Origin of the sequence: Streptosporangium roseum DSM 43021 (assembly GCF_000024865.1) — a bacterium.
Classification (GTDB): Bacteria; Actinomycetota; Actinomycetes; order Streptosporangiales; family Streptosporangiaceae; genus Streptosporangium; species Streptosporangium roseum.
Genome location: NC_013595.1, coordinates 6,585,913 through 6,603,588, shown reverse-complemented (window position 1 = coordinate 6,603,588; position 17,676 = coordinate 6,585,913). Strand labels below are relative to the sequence as shown.

13 protein-coding genes and 1 pseudogene are annotated in these 17,676 nt (G+C 71.7%); 5 read left to right on the top strand and 9 right to left on the bottom strand.

All coding sequences use genetic code 11. The features are described 5' to 3' along the window. Positions 1–32 precede the first annotated feature (32 nt). Positions 33–245: a hypothetical protein gene (locus tag SROS_RS51270; RefSeq protein ID WP_043653181.1), complete on the top strand. Its 213-nt coding sequence runs from the start codon at positions 33–35 to the stop codon at positions 243–245. 3 nt (positions 246–248) lie between these two features. On the opposite strand, the gene SROS_RS29045 is transcribed toward SROS_RS51270, so the two are convergent. Continuing rightward, positions 249–1,862 carry an amidohydrolase gene (locus SROS_RS29045; protein WP_012892493.1) on the bottom strand — a complete coding sequence of 538 codons (1,614 nt, stop codon included), beginning with the start codon at positions 1,860–1,862 and terminating at the stop codon, positions 249–251. Between the two features lie 43 nt (positions 1,863–1,905). Then, entirely contained in the window at positions 1,906–3,306 is a 1,401-nt protein-coding gene (locus SROS_RS29040; RefSeq protein ID WP_012892492.1) for an NAD(P)/FAD-dependent oxidoreductase, read from the bottom strand. A 166-nt stretch (positions 3,307–3,472) separates the two neighbouring features. Here SROS_RS29040 and SROS_RS29035 point away from each other — a divergent pair, with 166 nt between their 5' ends. Further along, entirely contained in the window at positions 3,473–4,507 is a 1,035-nt protein-coding gene (locus tag SROS_RS29035) for a GNAT family N-acetyltransferase (RefSeq protein ID WP_012892491.1), read from the top strand. 290 nt (positions 4,508–4,797) lie between these two features. Here SROS_RS29035 and SROS_RS29030 read toward each other — a convergent pair. After that, positions 4,798–5,253 (bottom strand): annotated as a pseudogene (locus tag SROS_RS29030) (Clp protease N-terminal domain-containing protein); the annotation flags it as partial. Between the two features lie 358 nt (positions 5,254–5,611). Here SROS_RS29030 and add point away from each other — a divergent pair. Beyond that, complete coding sequence (add, locus tag SROS_RS29025) at positions 5,612–6,640, top strand: adenosine deaminase (protein WP_012892488.1); 1,029 nt, start codon at positions 5,612–5,614, stop codon at positions 6,638–6,640. A 55-nt stretch (positions 6,641–6,695) separates the two neighbouring features. Here the strand turns inward: add and pgl are convergent, their stop codons facing one another. The 6 genes from pgl to tkt form a co-directional block, all read right to left on the bottom strand. Continuing rightward, a complete protein-coding gene (gene pgl / locus SROS_RS29020) occupies positions 6,696–7,469 on the bottom strand; it encodes a 6-phosphogluconolactonase (protein WP_012892487.1) in 774 nt (257 codons plus the stop codon). Between the two features lie 67 nt (positions 7,470–7,536). Continuing rightward, a complete protein-coding gene (locus SROS_RS29015) occupies positions 7,537–8,448 on the bottom strand; it encodes a glucose-6-phosphate dehydrogenase assembly protein OpcA (RefSeq protein ID WP_012892486.1) in 912 nt (303 codons plus the stop codon). Further along, complete coding sequence (zwf, locus tag SROS_RS29010; RefSeq protein WP_245564312.1) at positions 8,449–10,149, bottom strand: glucose-6-phosphate dehydrogenase; 1,701 nt, start codon at positions 10,147–10,149, stop codon at positions 8,449–8,451. It abuts the gene before it with no gap. Further along, positions 10,150–11,778, bottom strand: a complete 1,629-nt coding sequence (locus SROS_RS29005; protein WP_012892484.1) for a glucose-6-phosphate isomerase — start codon at positions 11,776–11,778, stop codon at positions 10,150–10,152. It lies immediately after the preceding gene. Between the two features lie 5 nt (positions 11,779–11,783). After that, positions 11,784–12,887, bottom strand: a complete 1,104-nt coding sequence (gene tal, locus SROS_RS29000) for a transaldolase (protein WP_012892483.1) — start codon at positions 12,885–12,887, stop codon at positions 11,784–11,786. Between the two features lie 2 nt (positions 12,888–12,889). Beyond that, positions 12,890–14,923: a transketolase gene (gene tkt, locus SROS_RS28995; RefSeq protein WP_245564770.1), complete on the bottom strand. Its 2,034-nt coding sequence runs from the start codon at positions 14,921–14,923 to the stop codon at positions 12,890–12,892. 385 nt (positions 14,924–15,308) lie between these two features. Between tkt and SROS_RS28990 the strand changes: the two genes are divergently transcribed. Beyond that, positions 15,309–16,262: a heme o synthase gene (locus SROS_RS28990; RefSeq protein WP_012892481.1), complete on the top strand. Its 954-nt coding sequence runs from the start codon at positions 15,309–15,311 to the stop codon at positions 16,260–16,262. 167 nt (positions 16,263–16,429) lie between these two features. Then, positions 16,430–17,674: a PrsW family intramembrane metalloprotease gene (locus tag SROS_RS28985; protein ID WP_043653176.1), complete on the top strand. Its 1,245-nt coding sequence runs from the start codon at positions 16,430–16,432 to the stop codon at positions 17,672–17,674. Positions 17,675–17,676: the final 2 nt, after the last annotated feature.

Here is a 17,676-nt window from a genome sequence, read left to right as displayed (position 1 = left end):
ACGGCCGGGGGCGTGAACCCCCAGGTGACCCTGTGCTCGGCGGCGAAACGCTGCAGCCTGGCCGGGTCGGTGCGGTCGGCGTCACCGGCCAGCTGCACCGCCCCGCCCACGGCCAGCGGCACGAACAGGTCGAGGACGGAGGCGTCGAAGCCGGGGGGCCGGTGATCGCGAGGACCGGTCCGACGGTGCCGGTGGCAGTGGTCGGAGCCGGCCTCGGCCGCCTCGTTGCTTTCCTCTCGTGGTAAAGGTCAGCGGCGGTAGACCTGCTCCCCGCCGACGAACGTCATCGCCACCTCGGTCCGCCAGATGTCGGCCGCGGGTTCGGCGAACGGGTCGCGGTCCAAGACGACCAGGTCGGCGCGGTTGCCCGGGGTGATCGTGCCGGCGTCGTCGTCGTGGTTGATCCACGCCGAGCCGGCGGTGTAGGCGGTCAGCGCCGTGGCCAGGTCCAGGCTCTGGCCGGGCAGGAACGGGGTCTGCGCCGTCGGGTAGTCCGCGTGCACCGAGCCGCCCGGCTCGGTGCGGTTGACCGCCACGTGCATGCCCTGGATCGGGTCGGCGATGGAGACCGGCCAGTCGCTGCCCGCGCAGAACCGGGTCCCCGCCCGCTGCAGGTCGGCGAACGGATACTGCCAGGCCGAGCGCTCGTCGCCCAGGAACGGGATCGTCAGCTCGTCCATCTGGGCGTGGTGGGTGGCCCACAGCGGCTGCAGGTTGGCCGTCACGCCGAGCGCGGCGAACCGCGGCACGTCGGACGGTTCGATGATCTGCAGGTGCGCGATGTGGTGCCGGTTGGCCGGGTCGGTCCCCTCGAAGCTGTCCAGCGCCTCGCGGACGGCACGCTCGCCGATCGCGTGGAAGTGCACCTGGAAGCCGTGCCGGTCCAGCTCGGCGACATACTCCTTCAGCAGGGCGGGGTCCACGTAGGACAGGCCGGTGCCGCCGCAGCGGCAGTAGGGCTCGATCACCGCGGCGGTGAAGTTCTCGGTGATGCCGTCCTGCATGATCTTCACCGAGGTGGCGCGGAACCGCTCAAGGCCCTCGGCGGCCTCGCGGCGCTCCATGAGCTCGGGGATCTGCTCGGCGCCGCGCGCGCGGTCCCACCAGAGCGCGCCCACGACCCGGGCCTTCAGCCGCCCGGAGGCCGCCGCCGCGATGTAGGTGGGCAGCTGGTCGTCGGAGCCCGCGTAGGAGCCGACGATGGCGTCCTGCCAGCCGGTGATGCCCTGGGAGAACAGGTGGGACTGGGCCTCCACCAGCGCGTCGGACAGGTCCCGCGCCGTGGGGCGCGGGGTGAGCAGGCCCACCAGGTCCATCGCCCCCTCGTGCAGCACGCCGCTCGGCGTGCCGTCCGCGTCGCGCTCGATCCGGCCGTCGGCGGGGTCGGGGGTGTCGCGGGTGATCCCGGCGAGCTCCAGCGCCCGGGTGTTGACCCAGGCGGCATGGTGGTCGCGCTGGATCAGGTAGACCGGGCGGTCGAAGGAGTCGAGCTGGGAGCGGTGCGGGAGGCCGCCGGGGAAGGCGGCCATGTCCCAGCCGCCGCCGTCGATCCACTCGTGGCCGGGGTGCGACCGGGTGTAGGCGCCGATCCGCTCCAGATACTCCGGCAGGCCGTAGACCTCGGCCAGGTCGCACTTGGCCCGCTCCAGACCGGCCTGGACCGGGTGGATGTGGGAGTCGGTGAAGCCGGGGGTCAGCAGGCCGCCGTCCAGGTCGACGGTCTCGTGGCCCGGGGCCGCGCGCCGTACGACGTCGGACTCGGCGCCCACGGCGGCGATCCGCCCGTCGCGGACCAGCACCGCCTCGGCGAAGGCGTCGGCGGCGAGGAAGGCCCGCCCGCCCCGGAACAGGATGTCGCTCACTCGGTCACCACAGGGATGTCGTACGGGCAGGTCATGACTCTCCTCAGCGTCCGGTGATGGTGTCGGCGACGCGTGCCAGGACGGAAGTGCGGCCGAGCCCGGCCTTCTCCCTCGCGTCGGCCCGCCGGTACAGGTCGTACATGGTGTGCACGCCGATCCATCGCAGCGGTTCCACCTCCCAGCCTCGCACCTTGCGGTCCACCCAGGGCAGCGTGGTCAGCTCCGTGTCCTCGCGCAGGATCAGGTCGCGCAGGGTACGGCCGGCCAGGTTGGCGGTGGTCACCCCGTGCCCGGTGTAGCCGCCCGCCCAGCCGACCCCGGTGGCCGGGTCGACGTGCACGGTGGCGCACCAGTCGCGGGGCACGCCCAGCACCCCGGACCAGGCGTGCGCCACCCTGGAGGCCCTCAGCGCGGGGAACATGCCGGTCAGCAGCTCCCACAGCGCATCGACGGTCCACTCGTGGGTGTGGCCCCTGTCGTCCACGCGGGAGCCGTACAGGTAGGGCTTGCCGCGCCCGCCGAAGGCGATGCGGCCGTCCGCGGTGCGCTGGGCGTACATGTAGTAGTGCGCCATGTCGCCGAGCAGCTCGCAGCCCTCCCAGCCGATCGCGTCCCACAGGTCGCCCAGCGGCTCGGTGACGATCATCGAGCTGTTCATCGGCAGCCAGGCCCGGTGGTACTGCTTCAGCTCGGCGGTGAAGCCCTCGGTGGCGCGGATGACGTAGTCGGCGCGGACCGTGCCGTACGGCGTGCGGGCCTCGCGCGGGACGATCTCGGTGACGGGGGTGCGCTCGAAGATCTCCACCCCCAGGTCGCGCACGGTCCGCGCCAGGCCGCGGACCAGTTTGGCGGGCTGGATCCGGGCGCAGTGCGGGCTCCAGATCGCGCTGACCGCCCCGTCGACCCTCAGCCGGCTCTCCCGCTCGGCCGGGTCCAGCAGCCGGACGTCCTCCTCGGTCCAGCCCCAGTGGCGCTCGTGGGCGAGCAGCTGGTGCAGCCGCCGGTCCTGGGCGGCGTTGGTGGCGACCGTGGTGACGCCGCCCTTGACGATGTCGGCGTCGATTCCCTCGTCCCCGGCGACCGCGACGACCTCGTCGATCGTGTCGAACATGATCCGCTGGAGCCGCCTGGCAGCGTCCACGCCATGGGTCCGCGCGTAGCGCTCGGGGGTGCCCGCCAGCTCGCCCACCAGCCAGCCGCCGTTGCGCCCGGACGCGCCGTACCCGGCGAACTCCTTCTCCAGCACCACCACTCGCAGGTTCGGGCTGGCCTTCTTCAGGTAGTAGGCGGTCCACAGGCCGGTGTAGCCGGCGCCGACGATCACCACGTCAGCGTCACGGTCGCCGGGGAGGGGCTCTCCGGCCGTGGGGATGCCGAGGGAGCGGTACCAGAAGGAGACATCTCCATTGACGAAGTCCCCAGCCAGGGGAACACGCGTGCTCATGGCCTCATATCCTGCTATATCCGTCAATTAGAGCGCACCTTCCGACGGAAACCGTTGTAGAACCGCATCATGAGTGATCTTCTCCGACGTAACGGCGGGCTCACTCATGTGTAGCAGTCCTGTAACAGGACTCCGTCAGGCTGTACTCGACGGAGGGAGCGTTCTGATGGGGTTTCTGAGGATTCGAACGACGGTGGACGAGCGGCCGGGACGGCTGGCCTCGCTGGCCGCCGCGCTGGCGGAGAAGGGCGGCAACATCCTGGGCATGAGCGTCCAGTCCGACACGGACGGCACCGTGGACGAGTTCGTGGCGGAGATCCCCGCCGGTCCCGAGGCCGTCCGGGAGGCGCTGGAGGCGGCCGGCGGACGCCAGGTCAAGGTCGTCGCCGCCACCGCCCACCAGCTCACCGACGAGCCCACCCGCGCCCTCCTGCTCGCCTCCCGCCTGCGCGCGATGCCCTGGCGCCTGCCCGAGCTGCTGGGGGAGCTGCTGCGCGCCGACGACTCCCGCTGGGTCTACGGTTCGGACATGAGCGACCTGCCCGACCCGACGCTGCTGACCGTGCCGGTGGCCCCGCGCCGCGCCATCCGGGTGCGCCGGGCGGAGCTGCCCTTCACCCTGACCGAGGCCGCCCGGGCCGCCTCCTTCGTACGGCTGGCGCAGCCCCCGCCCCACCAGCCGGCGGGGACCGAGCGGGCCGTCAAGCTCTCCGACGGCACCGAGGCCCAGGTCCGCCCGCTCACGCCGCTCTACCGCGAGGCGGTCCGCGACCTGCACGACCGCTGCTCGCCCGAGGCGCGCCGGTTCCGCTACTTCACCTCCATGCCCATGCTGCCGCCCCGCGTCTTCGACCGGCTCTGCGACCGCACCCGCGGCCACTCGCTGGTCGCCGGGCACGACGGCCAGGTGGTCGCGCTGGCCAACCTGATGTTCACCCCCGACCCCGGCATCGCCGAGATGGCCTTCCTGGTCGAGGACCGCTGGCAGGGCAGGGGACTGGGCGCGGCGCTGGCCAGGATGATCGTCGGGGAGGCCCGCGACCTGGGCTTCGCCGAGGTCAAGGCCACCCTCCTGTCCGACAACGTGCGCATGCGCAGGCTCCTGGTCTCGCTCGGCGCGACCCTGGGCTACACCGAGGACCCCGGCGTGGTGGAAGCCAGGCTGGCCGTGGGCGTGATGGCGACGGCATCCCCGAGTTGAACCCATCACCAGGCCCGACCGGTTCGAGATCACTCAGGGGCCTCGGACCGGAGAGGCCGCATTCCGGGGCGGGTCGCTGCGACGGCCCGCCCCGGGAGATCCTCCCGGGGCGCCCGCCCGGCGCCTGCCCGGGGTGACCCGCCGGTCCGGGAGCCCTACCCGTCGCGCGGGCCCGGGTCCGGGGGCACGCCCATGGCGTCCAGCCGGCGCTCGATCCGGTCCAGGCTCTCCTGGATCCGCTCCAGCTTCGCGCCGGACGAGGGCCCGAGACCGTAGAAGCCCTCCTCCGTGGTCAGTGGCCGGTCGGGGCCGCGCCGCCCGATGAGCGTGATCACCTGGGCGCGTACGGCCTCCAGCCGGGCGCCCTGCCTGGTGAGCGCCTGGGCCGCCACGCCCTCACCCTCGCGGATCAGGCCGAGCAGGATGTGCTCGGTGCCGATGTAGCTGTGGTGCAGGTTGAGGGCCTCCCGCAGGGACAGCTCCAGCACCTTCTTGGCGCGCGGGGTGAACGGGATGTGGTCGGGCGGGGTCTCGTCGCCCCGGCCGATGATCTCCTCGACGTCGCTGCGCACCTGCTCGCCGCCGATGCCCGAGGCCTGCAGCGCGCGGCCGGCGACGCCGTCCCCCTCCCCGAGCAGGCCGAGCAGGAGGTGCTCGGTGCCGATGTGGTTGTGGCCGAGCCGCCGGGCCTCCTCCTGGGCCAGAACCACGACACGGCGGGCACGGTCTGTGAAGCGCTCGAACACGAGTGGCCTCCGTGGGGGTGCCGAGTTTCTAGCACCCACTATGCGCCAGGTTTCGCGGTAAGGGAGGCATGGTGACGCAGAATCCTTTTCCGCCCTCCGTGGACACGCCGCCGGTCGCCCTTCCCGGACACGCGGGTGGCTTTCCCGGACACGAGGTCGCCCTTCCCGGACACGCGGGCGGCCTCCGGGACGGGTGGGGCCGCCGCGCCGGACGCCGCTCCGGCCGGTCGGCTGTCCCCGGCGTCCGCCGGGCCGCTCCGGCCGCCGGATCCGCCGTACGGGACAATTCTTACATTTACATGTGAGATTAATGCCCTATATCTACCCTGCGCCACCACGGCGTGCGTAAGGTCTCGGCATGACGATCGACGCCTTCATCGACGCGCTCCCCAAGGTCGAGCTCCATGTCCACCTGATCGGCTCCGCCTCCGTCCCCACCGTGCTGGAGCTCTCCCGGCGCCACCCCGGCAGCCGGGTGCCCGTCACAGAGGAGGAACTGCGCGACTTCTACGCCTTCCGCGACTTCCCGCACTTCGCCGAGGTCTACGGGGCGGTCAACGCCCTGGTCCGCACCCCCGAGGACGTGGCGACACTGGTGCTGGGCCTGGCCGCGGACCTGGCGGCGCAGAACGCGCGCTACGTCGAGCTGACGGTCACCCCCTACGCCCACCACGTCGTCGGCATGCCGATGCGCGAGGTCACCGAGGCGCTCGACCTGGCCGCCCGGCGCTCCGCCGGCGAGCACGGCGTCCGGGTCGGCTACATCTTCGACATCCCCGGCGAGTACGGGGCCGAGGCGGCCCGGGTGACGCTGGACCACGCTCTGCAAGAACCTCCCCAGGCATTGGTAGGTTTCGGCATGGGCGGTATCGAGCAGGAACGCCCGCACCACCGGGACGCCTTCAGGGACGCCTTCCGCGCCGCCACCGCCGCCGGGCTGCGGAGCCTCCCGCACGCGGGTGAGATGAGCGGCCCGGAGACCATCTGGGAGGCACTCGACGGCCTGGGTGCCGAGCGGATCGGCCACGGCATCGCCTGCCTGGACGACCCGCGGCTGGTCGCCTACCTCCGCGACACCCAGATCCCCCTGGAGGTCTGCCCCACCTCCAACGTCTGCACCGGCCAGGTCGCCCACATCAGCGGGCACCCCCTCCCGCGCATGCTGGAGGAGGGCCTGTTCGTCACGCTGAACAGCGACGACCCGCCCATGTTCGCCACCACCCTGAGCGACGAGTACCGGATCGCCGCCGGAGTCTTCGGCCTGGACCGGCGGGCGCTGGCGGGACTGGCCCGCAACGCCGTCAACGCCTCCTGCCTGGACGCGGAGGGCAGGCGGGGGATCCTCGCCGAGATCGACGCGCTGGCCGAGGCCCCCGAGACGACCTGACCCCCGCCGTGCTCACAGGCTCGGCGGGGGTCGATGGCTCGGGGACTTCAGGGGCTCAGGGGGAGGAGAGCCGACCCAGGGACGACGGGATCTTCGAGGCGGCCGCCCTGTCCAGCAGGAACAGCGTCTGCCGGCGGCCGCGGGCGCCGGCCGCCGGCACCTGCATCGGCCCCGAGTCCGACAGCGCCAGCCGTACGGCTCCCGCCTTCTCCTCGCCGGCGGCGATCAGCCACACCTCGCGCGACCCCTGGATGACCGGCAGCGTGAGCGAGATGCGGGTGGGCGGAGGCTTCGGGGAGCCGTGCACCGCGACCACCGGGCGCGTCTCGTACAGCGCCGGCATGCCCGGGAACAGCGACGCCACATGGCCGTCCGGGCCCATTCCCAGCATCATGACGTCGAACGACGGCGCCGGACCGTGGTCCTCGGGACGCGCGGCCCTGCGGAGCTCATCGGCGTAGGCCTCGGCCGACTCCTCGGCGGTCATGCCCGAGTCGGGGCCGCGCATCACGTGGACGCGGGCGGGGTCGACGTCGACATGGTCGAGGAGGGCCTGGCGGGCACCGGTCTCGTTGCGCTCGGGATGCCCGGAGGGCAGGAAGCGCTCGTCGCCCCACCAGATGTCCAGGTTGCGCCAGTCGATGGCGTCGCGGGCCGGGCTGGCGGCGATCTCCGCCAGGGTGGCGATGCCGACGGTGCCACCGGTCAGCACCAGCGAGGCCGAGCCCTTGCCCGACTGCACGTCGACGGTGCGGGTGATCACCCGGGCGGCGACCGCCTTGGCGAGCATGTCGGCGTCGCGATGGATGATCACGTTGGGAACGCTCACGGGACTTCTCTTTCAACGTGCTTTCGAGGACAGAGCGCCCCGCGGCCGGCCGCGGGGCGCTCACAGGTCAGGACTTGTGCGTCCGGGCGAGACGCCGGATCGCGGCCTCGTAGATCTCGTCGGGGTCCAGGCGCCGGAGCTCCTCGGCGAGCAGCTCCGACGTCGGGCGGCGGGTCAGCGCCACCCGGCGGTCCGGCTGGCCCGGACGGGACAGCGTGGCCAGGCGGCCGTCACCGCGGCTGATGGAGATGTCGCCGTCGGCCGTGACGAGCCTGACCGCGGTCAGGCCGGGACCGGCCGACTCGGAGACCTTCACCGGGGCGCCGAGGCGTTCGCTGAGCCAGGCCGCCAGCAGCAGGGCGCTGGCGTGGCCGGGCACGGCCTCCACGAACCCCTTCTTGACCTTGCCCACCGGCTGGTCGAAGGCTGCGGCCAGCAGGCTCCGCCACGTCGTCAACCGGGTCCAGGCCAGGTCGGTGTCACCGGGGACGTAGCCCCGGGCCCGGCCGGTGATCGCCTGCACCGAGTCGGCCGCCGACCGCGCGTCGACGATGCGGCGCTGGGCGAGCATGCCGATCGAGTCCTTGGCCGGCACGTCCGGGCAGTCGCCCGGCCACCAGACCACCACGGGGGTGTCGGTGAGCAGCAGCGGACCGACCACCGAGTCGGCGTGCTTGGTGAGCTCGCCGTACAGGCGCAGCAGGATCACCTCGCCCGGGGTGGACTCACCGAACCGCAGCTCGGCGTCGAGCCGGTTGGGCTCCTGCGGGTCGCGGGGGATGACGACCAGTATCCGGGAGGGGTGCTCCCTGGCCGCCTCGGTCGCCGCCCGGACCGCGTCGTACTGGTTGCTCTCGTCGGAGACCACCACCAGGGTCAGCACCATGCCGACCGCGGGGGTGCCCATCTGGTGGCGCAGCTGGGTGAGCTGGGAGGAGATCTTCGACGCGGTCGTGCCGCTGAGCATGAAGCTCGCCATCTACAGTCTCCTCCACGCGCGCCCGTCGCGGGCCATCATCTCGTCGGCCGACGCCGGGCCCCACGTGCCCGCCGGGTACTCCTCCGGCGGACCCTGGGTGGCCCAGAAGTCCTCGATCGGATCCAGGATCTTCCACGACAGCTCGACCTCGCGCTGGTGCGGGAAGAGCGGCGGGTCGCCGATCAGCACGTCCAGCAGCAGCCGCTCGTAGGCCTCGGGGGAGGACTCCATGAACGACTCGCCGTAGGCGAAGTCCATCGAGACGTCCCTGACCTCCATGGCGGTGCCGGGCACCTTGGAGCCGAACCGCACCGTGATCCCCTCATCCGGCTGCACCCGGATGACCAGGGCGTTCTGCCCCAGGATCTCGGTGTCGTCCTTGCTGAACGGCAGGTGCGGCGCGCGCTGGAACACCACGGCGACCTCCGTCACCCGGCGGCTCAGCCGCTTGCCGGTGCGCAGGTAGAACGGCACCCCCGCCCAGCGGCGGTTGGCGATCTCCAGCTTGATGGCGGCGTAGGTCTCGGTGATGGAGTCCGGCGAGATGCCGTCCTCCTGTGTGTAGCCGACGACCGGCTCGCCGCCCTGCCAGCCCTCCCCGTAGCGGCCGCGCGCGGTGGCCTCGGCCAGGTCCTGCGGCAGCCGGACGGCCTTGAGGACCTTCTCCTTCTCCCGGCGCAGCGAGTTGGCCTCGAACGACGTCGGGTCCTCCATCGCCACCAGCGCCAGCAGCTGGAGCAGGTGGTTCTGGATCACGTCCCGGGCCGCGCCGATGCCGTCGTAGTAACCCGCCCGGCCGCCGATGCCGATGTCCTCGGCCATCGTGATCTGGACGTGGTCGACGTAACCCCGGTTCCAGATCGGCTCGAACAGGTTGTTGGCGAACCGCAGCGCCAGGATGTTCTGGACGGTCTCCTTGCCCAGGTAGTGGTCGATGCGGAACACCGAGCTCTCCGGGAAGACCGCGCTGGTGATCGCGTTGAGCTCCTGGGCGCTCTTCAGGTCGTGCCCGAAGGGCTTCTCGATCACCACCCGGCGCCAGGACCCCTCGGGTCCGTGCGCCAGACCGGTCCGCTTGAGCTGCTCGACCACGACCGGGAAGAACTTCGGCGGCACCGAGAGGTAGAAGCCGTAGTTGCCGCCGGTGCCACGGGTCTCGTCGATCTCCTTGAGCATCATGGCCAGCGCGTCGAACGCGCCGTCGTCGGTGAACTCGCCCGGGCAGAAGAAGATGCCCTCCGACAGCTGCTTCCAGACCTCCTCGCGGAAGGGCGTCCGGGCGTGCTCCTTGACGGCGTCATGGGTGAGCTGCGCGAAGTCCTGGTCCTGCCAGTCGCGACGGGCGAAGCCGACCAGGGAGAAACCCGGGGGCAGCAGCCCCCGGTTCGCCAGGTCGTAGATCGCCGGCAGCAGCTTCTTGCGCGCCAGGTCGCCGGTCACGCCGAACAGCACCAGCACGCAGGGCCCCGCCACGCGCGGCAGGCGCTTGTCGCCCGGGTCGCGCAACGGGTTGGCGGCCACCACCTCGTCGGTGGTGGAGGCGATCGCGGCCGCCGAGGCGGCCGCCACGGACTCCTCGGCGTGTGCCCCGGCGGTGTGGTGCGCGCCGTCGGAGTGCGCGTGGCCGGTCTCCGCCACGTCACCCTGCGCCACGTCACCCTGCGCGGGATCGGCCCGCACCACGGAGCGTTCCTTGCTCATTCAGACCTCCCGCGCTGCCGCGAGCAGACGTGCGACACCGGCCGCACGATCGGTCAGGTGCAGCCGTACGGTGGGACGCCCGCGCCTGGCCAGCGCGCCCTGGTCTCCCAGGGCCTGCGCGAGCTGGAGGCGGCCCAGGGTGTACGGCTTGCCGGGCACCTCGACGTCCTCCTCCACGGCCCCGGTGATCTGCAGGAACACGCCGTTCTGCGGACCGCCCTTGTGGTACTGGCCGGTGGAGTGCAGGAACCGGGGGCCCCACCCGAAGGTGATCGGCCGCTCGGTCCGGACCGCGAGCTGCGCGCGCAGCGTGGCCGGGTCGGCCGCGCTCCACGCCTCGGTCATCTCCTCGAACGAGGCTCCCTCGGCGTGGGGCGCGTCGAACGCCGCCTCCCGGTCGAGGTAGGCCATGATCGCGAGATAGCCGTCGGAGGGGATGGCCTCCAGCAGCCGGGTGAACACGTCGGACAGGTCCTTGGGGGCCTCCGAGCCGGGCAGCTCGCCGTACACCTCGACCGGGCCGTCGACCAGGATCGGGGTGCCGACCGGCAGCTCCGGCTGGTCGAGCAGCTTGCCGGTGTTCTCCTTGGACTCGGCCACGTTCGGCTGGTCGAACGGGTCGATGCCGAGGACGCGGCCGGCGACGGCCGTGGCGTACTCCCAGACGAGGAACTGCGCGCCCAGCGGGCCGCTGACGGTCAGGGCGCCGTCGGAGTCGATCCCGGCGACCAGCTCGTCGCCGGCCTCGCCCGGCTCGGCGCCGACGACCGGCAGGATGCCCTTGCCCTGCTTGCCGGTGGACTCGGCGACCAGCTGCTCGATCCAGTCGGGCAGGCCGTTGATCTCCGAGAGGCTGTCCTCCAGCACGAGCTTGTCGCGGCCGGAGAGCGCGGCGGCGCCGAGGGCGGCGCCGAGGTCCAGGCCGGGGTTGCCCTCGGCCTGCGACAGCAGCGGCTGCACGGCGGCGGCGTCGTCGAGCAGCCGCTCCACGTCCGCCCCGGCCAGCGCGCTGGGCACCAGGCCGAACGCCGTCAGGGCGCTGTAGCGGCCGCCCACGTTGGGGTCGGCCAGGAAGACCTGGTATCCCGCGTCCCGGGCGGTCTGCTCCAGCGGCGACTCCGGGTCGGTGACCACGATGATCCGCTCGGCCGGGTTGATCCCCGCGTCGCGGAAGGCCTTCTCGTAGATCCGCCGGTGGCTGTCGGTCTCGACGGTGCCGCCGCTCTTGCTGGCGACCACCAGGATCGTGCGGTCCAGCCGGTCGTCGAGCGCCCGGCGCACCTGGCCGGGGTCGGTCGTGTCGAGCACGGTCAGCGGCACGTCGGCGGTGGCGGTGATGACCTCGGGAGCGAGCGAGGAGCCGCCCATGCCCGCCAGGACCACGTGGTCCAGGCCCTCGGCCCGGACCCGCTCGACGAGCTTGCCGAGCTCCGGCAGCAGCTCCCTGCTGGTCCGGGAGAGGGTGAGCCAGCCGAGGCGGATCGCCGCCTCGGGCTCGGCCTCCGGGCCCCACAGGGTGGGGTCGCCTGCGGCCAGGGCCTCGTGGACCCCTTCGGCTGCGAGCCGTCGGGCGGTCTCCGCGGCCTGCTCGGCCGGCTTCTCCTCGCCGAACGTCACGGACACTGACATGGGGTTCACGCCTTCCGCAGCTCGGCGGAGACGGTGGCCAGGAGCTCTTTCCAGGACGCTTCGAACTTCTCCACGCCCTCCTCCTCCAGCACCCTCACCACGTCGTCGTAGTCGATGCCGGCCTCCTTGAGCGCGGCCATGGTGTTCCAGGCGTCCTCGTAGAAGGAGCGGATGGTGTCGCCGGTGATCCGGCCGTGGTCGGCCTCGGCGTCGAGGGTCTTCTCCGGCATGGTGTTGACCGTGCCCGCCGTCACGAGCTCGTCGACGTAGAGGGTGTCGGGGTAGCTCGGGTCCTTGGTGCCGGTGGAGGCCCACAGCGGGCGCTGCGGGTGGGCTCCGGCGGCGGCCAGCGCCTGCCAGCGCGGGGAGTTGACCACGTCCTCGAAGGCGGCGTAGGCGAGGCGGGCGTTGGCGACCGCCGCCTTGCCCTTGAGGGCCTTGGCCTCGGGAGTGCCGATCTTCTCCAGACGCTTGTCGATCTCGCTGTCGACGCGGCTGACGAAGAAGGAGGCCACCGACTCGATGCCGGCCAGGTTCAGGCCGTTGGCCTGCGCGCGCTCCAGGCCCGTCAGCCAGGCGTCCATCACGGCGCGGTAGCGCTCGAGGGAGAAGATCAGCGTGACGTTGACGCTGATGCCCTCGGAGATCGCCTGGGTGATCGCGGGCAGGCCCTCGACCGTGGCAGGGATCTTGATGAACAGGTTGGGCCGGTCGACCATCCACCACAGCGCGCGCGCTTCGGCGACGGTCTTGTCGGTCTCCCTGGCCAGGCGCGGGTCCACCTCGATCGAGACCCGGCCGTCCACGCCGTCGGTGGCGTCGTAGACCGGCCTGAGCACGTCGGCGGCCCAGCGGATGTCGTAGGTGGTGATGGCGCGCACCGCCTCCTCGACGTCCACGCCGCGCACGGCCAGGTCGTGGAGCTGGGTGTCGTAGGCGTCGCCCTTGCTCAGCGCCGAGGCGAAGATCGTCGGGTTGGAGGTGACGCCGACCACGTACTTCTCGCGGATCAGCGACTCCAGGTTGCCGGTGCGCAGGCGCTCGCGGCTGATGTCGTCCAGCCAGATCGACACGCCGTGCCCGGAAAGGCTCTTCAGGATCTCACTCATGATCAGTTTCCTGTCGTCTCGCCCTTGTCGGCCCCGGTCCGCGCGAGGCTGGCCTTGGCGGCGGCAGCCACTCGCTCGGCGGTGAGGCCGAACTGCTCGTAAAGGGTCTTGTAGGGGGCCGAGGCACCGAAGTGCTCCAGGCTCACCACTTCCCCTTCGTCTCCCACGAACTCCCGCCAGCCCAGCGCGATTCCCGCTTCGACGGCGACGCGCGCGCGGACCGCGGGGGGCAGCACCGTCTGCTTGTAGGCCGAGTCCTGGGCCTGGAACCACTCCACGCACGGCATCGACACGACCCGGGCCGGGATGCCCTCGGCTTCCAGCAGCTCACGGGCCTGCACGGCCAGCTCGACCTCGGAGCCGGTGCCGATCAGGACCACCGCGGGCTGGCCGTTGGAGGCCTCCTCCAGGACGTAGGCGCCCCGGGCGACCTTCCCGGCGTCGGCGGTGCCGGCGTAGACCGGGAGGTTCTGCCGGGTCAGCGCGAGCGCGGCGGGGCGGTCGCCGTGCTCCAGCACGGTCCGCCACGCCGCGGCCGTCTCGTTGGCGTCGGCCGGGCGGACGACGTCCAGGCCCGGGATGGCGCGCAGCGCCCACAGGTGCTCGACCGGCTGGTGGGTCGGGCCGTCCTCGCCCAGGCCGATGGAGTCGTGGGTCCACACGTAGGTGACCGGCAGCTTCATCAGCGCCGCGAGCCGTACGGCCGGGCGCATGTAGTCGCTGAAGACCAGGAACGTGCCGCCGTAGGGGCGGGTGCCGTTGTGCAGGGCGATGCCGTTGAGGATGGACCCCATGCCGTGCTCGCGGATGCCGAAGTGCAGCGTCCGGCCGTAGCGGTTCCCGGGGAACTCCTTGGTCTGGTACTCCTCGGGGATGAAGGACGGCTCGCCCTTCATCGTGGTGTTGTTGGACTCGGCCAGGTCGGCCGAGCCGCCCCACAGCTCGGGCAGCACGGGCGCGAGGCTGTTGAGCACCTCGCCGGAGGCCTTGCGGGTGGCGATGGAGGCGCCGGTCTCGAAGACCGGCAGCGCCTCGGTCCAGCCGGTCGGCAGCTGCCGCACGCTGATCCGGTCGAACTCGGCGGCGCGCTCGGGGTTGGCCGACCGCCAGCTCTGGTAGGCCTTCTCCCACTCGGCGTGGGCGGCCCGGCCGCGCTCGACGACCTCGCGGGCGTGCTCCAGGACCTCGGCCGGGACGTCGAAGCTCTTGGCAGGGTCCTGCCCCATGACGGTCTTGGTGGCGGCGATCTCCTCGGCGCCCAGGGCCGAGCCGTGGGCCTTGCCGGTGTTCTGCTTGTTCGGCGCCGGCCAGCCGATGATGGTGCGCAGGCGGATGAACGACGGCCGGTCGGTCTCGGCGCGGGCGGCCTCCAGGGCCTGGTGCAGCGCCTCGACGTCCTCGGTGTAGTCGCCGTCCTTGGTCCAGTCGACGGTCTGGACGTGCCAGCCGTACGCCTCGTAGCGCTTGGCGATGTCCTCGCTCAGCGCGATCTGGGTGTCGTCCTCGATGGAGATGTGGTTGCTGTCGAAGACGACGACCAGGTTGCCCAGCTTCTGGTGGCCGGCGATGGCGCTGACCTCGTGGCTGACGCCCTCCTCGATGTCACCCTCGGAGGCGATGCACCAGATCATGTGGTCGAAGGGGCTGGCGCCCGGCGCCGCGTCCGGGTCGAACAGCCCGCGCTCGCGGCGGGCGGCCATGGCCATGCCGACGGCGTTGCCGAGACCCTGGCCGAGCGGGCCGGTGGTGGTCTCGACACCGATGGTGTGGCCGTGCTCGGGGTGGCCCGGGGTCAGGCTGTCCCACTGGCGCAGGGCCTTGAGGTCGTCCAGGGACAGGCCGTAGCCCGACAGGTACAGCTGGATGTACAGGGTCAGGCTGGTGTGACCGGCGGAAAGGACAAATCGATCCCGACCCGCCCATGTGGGGTCCGACGGGTCGTGCCGCAACGTCTGCTGGAAAAGCAGGTACGCGGCGGGCGCGAGGCTCATCGCGGTGCCGGGGTGACCCGACCCCGCCTTCTCTACCGCGTCCATCGCCAGGGCCCGTACGACGTCGACCGCCTGACGGTCCAGGTCGCTCCATTCAAGGGCTGGCACGAGTTCGCTGCTCAAGTGCTCGATCTCCGGATCTAGTCGTGTGATGGTGGCGCCGGTTTGGCATTTCCCGCCCACACCGGACCCTAACGGGTCGGCCTTGCTACCGTTGCGTAGGCCGATCCGGGGCGAGTCCACAGGAGTGGTGATCAGCGTGGACGGAACCCCCGTGAGGCGTCCCGTCCTGCCGTCTCCGCACCCCATGCCGGAACCGGCCACCCCAACAACTAGAGTTGAGTATTCAAGGCTGGCTGGTGCCCGCATTCACGGATTCGCTCTAATCAGAGGTTACGCGTTGACCCCGCACGTGCTGGAAGCGCCTTAGATGGTGCTGACCGACAAGCAATCGACGGCCCCGTCCGCGACGGGCACGGCAGACACCGTCGCGCCGCGCTCGTTCGGCGACGTCGTGAAGGCCTATGTCGCCCTCACCAAGCCGCGGATCATCGAGCTGCTGCTGATCACGACGCTGCCGGTGATGTTCCTGGCCGCCCGCGGTCTGCCACCGCTGTGGATCGCCGTCTCCACCCTGGTGTTCGGCACCCTGTCGGCGGGCAGCGCGAACGCGCTGAACTGCTACATCGACCGTGACATCGACGCCGCGATGCGCCGTACCCGGCGCCGCCCGCTGGCCCGCGACCAGGTCCCGCCGGCCAACGCGCTGATCTTCGGCGTCGTCCTCGGCGTGCTGTCGACTCTTGGTCTGGGGTTGACGGTGAATTGGCTCGCGGCCGGCCTGTCGCTGGCGGCGAACCTGTTCTACGTCCTCGTCTACTCGATGATCCTGAAGCGGCGGACCTCCCAGAACGTGGTGTGGGGAGGCCTGGCGGGGTGCATGCCGGTGCTGATCGGCTGGGCCGGTATCACGGGCAGCCTCGACTGGGCCCCGCTGGTGCTGTTCGGCGTGGTGTTCTTCTGGACCCCGCCGCACACCTGGACCCTCGCCATGCGCTACAAGGAGGACTACGCCGCGGCGAAGGTCCCCATGCTCCCGGTGGTCGCCACCGAGCGCCGCGTGGTGCTGGAGAGCATCGCCTACACCTGGGCGACGGTGGCCTGCTCGCTGCTGCTGTGGCCGATCGCCGGGACCACCCTGCTCTACCCCGCCGTGGCCGTCGTCCTCGGCGCCGCCTGCCTGTGGGAGGTCTACCGCCTGCTCGGCCGGGTCAACGCGGGCAAGACCGGCGTGGACCTGCGCCCGATGCGCTTCTTCCACTGGTCCAACGCCTACCTGGCGCTGCTCTTCCTCGCCGTCGCCGTCGACTCGATGCTCGTCTGAGCGCTCCAGGTACGGCATGCGCCCCCGCGGCCTCGCCCTTTCCCGGCCCTCCTCCGCGCCCGTGACGCCCGGCCCCCCGATCCGCGTGACGGCGGTGTCCCCGGGTGGCCGCCGGCCGCGGGAGAGGGAGGGGGGACACGTCGTGTTTGATCGGTTACGGTTGCCACATGGCAAGCCGTGATCCTCGGTGGGTGTTCAAGGACCGCCCGTCTGTCGCACTGATCGCCGGTCTTGTCGTGACCGGTCTGTGCGCGCTGGCGTCGTTCTCGTTCGACGTGCTGAACGGTGACCCGGTCTACTTCTTCATCGCCCTGGCCCTGGCCCTCGCCCCGGTCCCGGTGCTGCTGGCCGCCGTGCTCGCGCTGGACCGCATGGAGCCGGAGCCGCGGAGCAACCTGATCTTCGCGTTCGCCTGGGGGGCGGGTGTGGCGGTCCTGGTCGCGGGCCTCGTCAACTCCTTCAACCTGATCTACATCGAGAACACCGTCCGGCTGGGCTATGACAGCTCGCGCAACATCGCCGCCACCTTCGGCGCCCCCGTGGTCGAGGAGACGATGAAGGGGCTGGTCCTGCTGGGCCTGCTCAGGTTCAAGCGGGCCGAGCTCGACGGGCCCACCGACGGCATCATCTACGCCAGCATGGTCGGCCTCGGCTTCGCGATGAGCGAGAACGTCAGCTACTACGTGGCCGCGCTCGACGACATGGGCGCGCAGGGGCTGGCGGTGACCGTCGTGCTCAGGGGGATCCTGTCGCCGTTCGCGCATCCGCTGTTCACCTCGATGATCGGTGTCGCGGTGGCCTACGCCGCGCAGCGCCAGGGCCGGGGGCGGGTCGTGGTGATCGCGGCCGGCTGGATCGGCGCGATGCTGCTGCACGGGATCTGGAACGGCTTCGCCTCCTACGTCGGCATCGGCGGCCTGGCCGTCGCCTACGTGCTGCTGATGATCGTGCTTTTCATCCTCATCGGGATCGTCTTCCGCGACCGCAAGCGCATCGTCGCCCTCATCCAGACCTACCTGCCCGCCTACCAGGCGACGGGGCTGGTCGGCCCCTACGACGTCGCGATGCTCTCCTCGCTGCCGGGCCGCCGCCAGGCCAGGCAGTGGGCCAGGACGAACGGCGGCCGGGCCGGGCTGCGGGCGATGAACGACTACCAGCTCGCGGCCACCGAGCTCGGCCTGCTGCACGAGCGGGCCAGGCGTCACATGATCGGTGAGCGCACGTTCAACGAGGAGCAGCACGCGCTGCTGGAGTGCATGGCGGGCGCCCGCGCCCACTTCCCGGTGCCGGCCGGGCAGGCGTCCCCGGACGCCCGGGGCTACGCCCCGCCCGGCTACGCCCCGCCCGGCTACGCCCCGCCCGGCCCCGCCCCGCAGCCTCCGCCCGGCGCGGGCCCCTCGCCGTACCGGTAGGA

Bases quoted from the DNA above. Each gene is read 5' to 3' on its own strand.
- SROS_RS29040 (WP_012892492.1), bottom strand. From the start codon at position 3,306: ATGAGCACGCGTGTTCCCCTGGCTGGGGACTTCGTCAATGGAGATGTC.
- SROS_RS29035 (WP_012892491.1), top strand. From the start codon at position 3,473: ATGGGGTTTCTGAGGATTCGAACGACGGTGGACGAGCGGCCGGGACGG.
- add (WP_012892488.1), top strand. From the start codon at position 5,612: ATGACGATCGACGCCTTCATCGACGCGCTCCCCAAGGTCGAGCTCCAT.
- SROS_RS29015 (WP_012892486.1), bottom strand. From the start codon at position 8,448: ATGGCGAGCTTCATGCTCAGCGGCACGACCGCGTCGAAGATCTCCTCC.
- zwf (WP_245564312.1), bottom strand. From the start codon at position 10,149: ATGAGCAAGGAACGCTCCGTGGTGCGGGCCGATCCCGCGCAGGGTGAC.
- SROS_RS29005 (WP_012892484.1), bottom strand. From the start codon at position 11,778: ATGTCAGTGTCCGTGACGTTCGGCGAGGAGAAGCCGGCCGAGCAGGCC.
- tal (WP_012892483.1), bottom strand. From the start codon at position 12,887: ATGAGTGAGATCCTGAAGAGCCTTTCCGGGCACGGCGTGTCGATCTGG.
- tkt (WP_245564770.1), bottom strand. From the start codon at position 14,923: ATGGACGCGGTAGAGAAGGCGGGGTCGGGTCACCCCGGCACCGCGATG.
- SROS_RS28990 (WP_012892481.1), top strand. From the start codon at position 15,309: ATGGTGCTGACCGACAAGCAATCGACGGCCCCGTCCGCGACGGGCACG.
- SROS_RS28985 (WP_043653176.1), top strand. From the start codon at position 16,430: ATGGCAAGCCGTGATCCTCGGTGGGTGTTCAAGGACCGCCCGTCTGTC.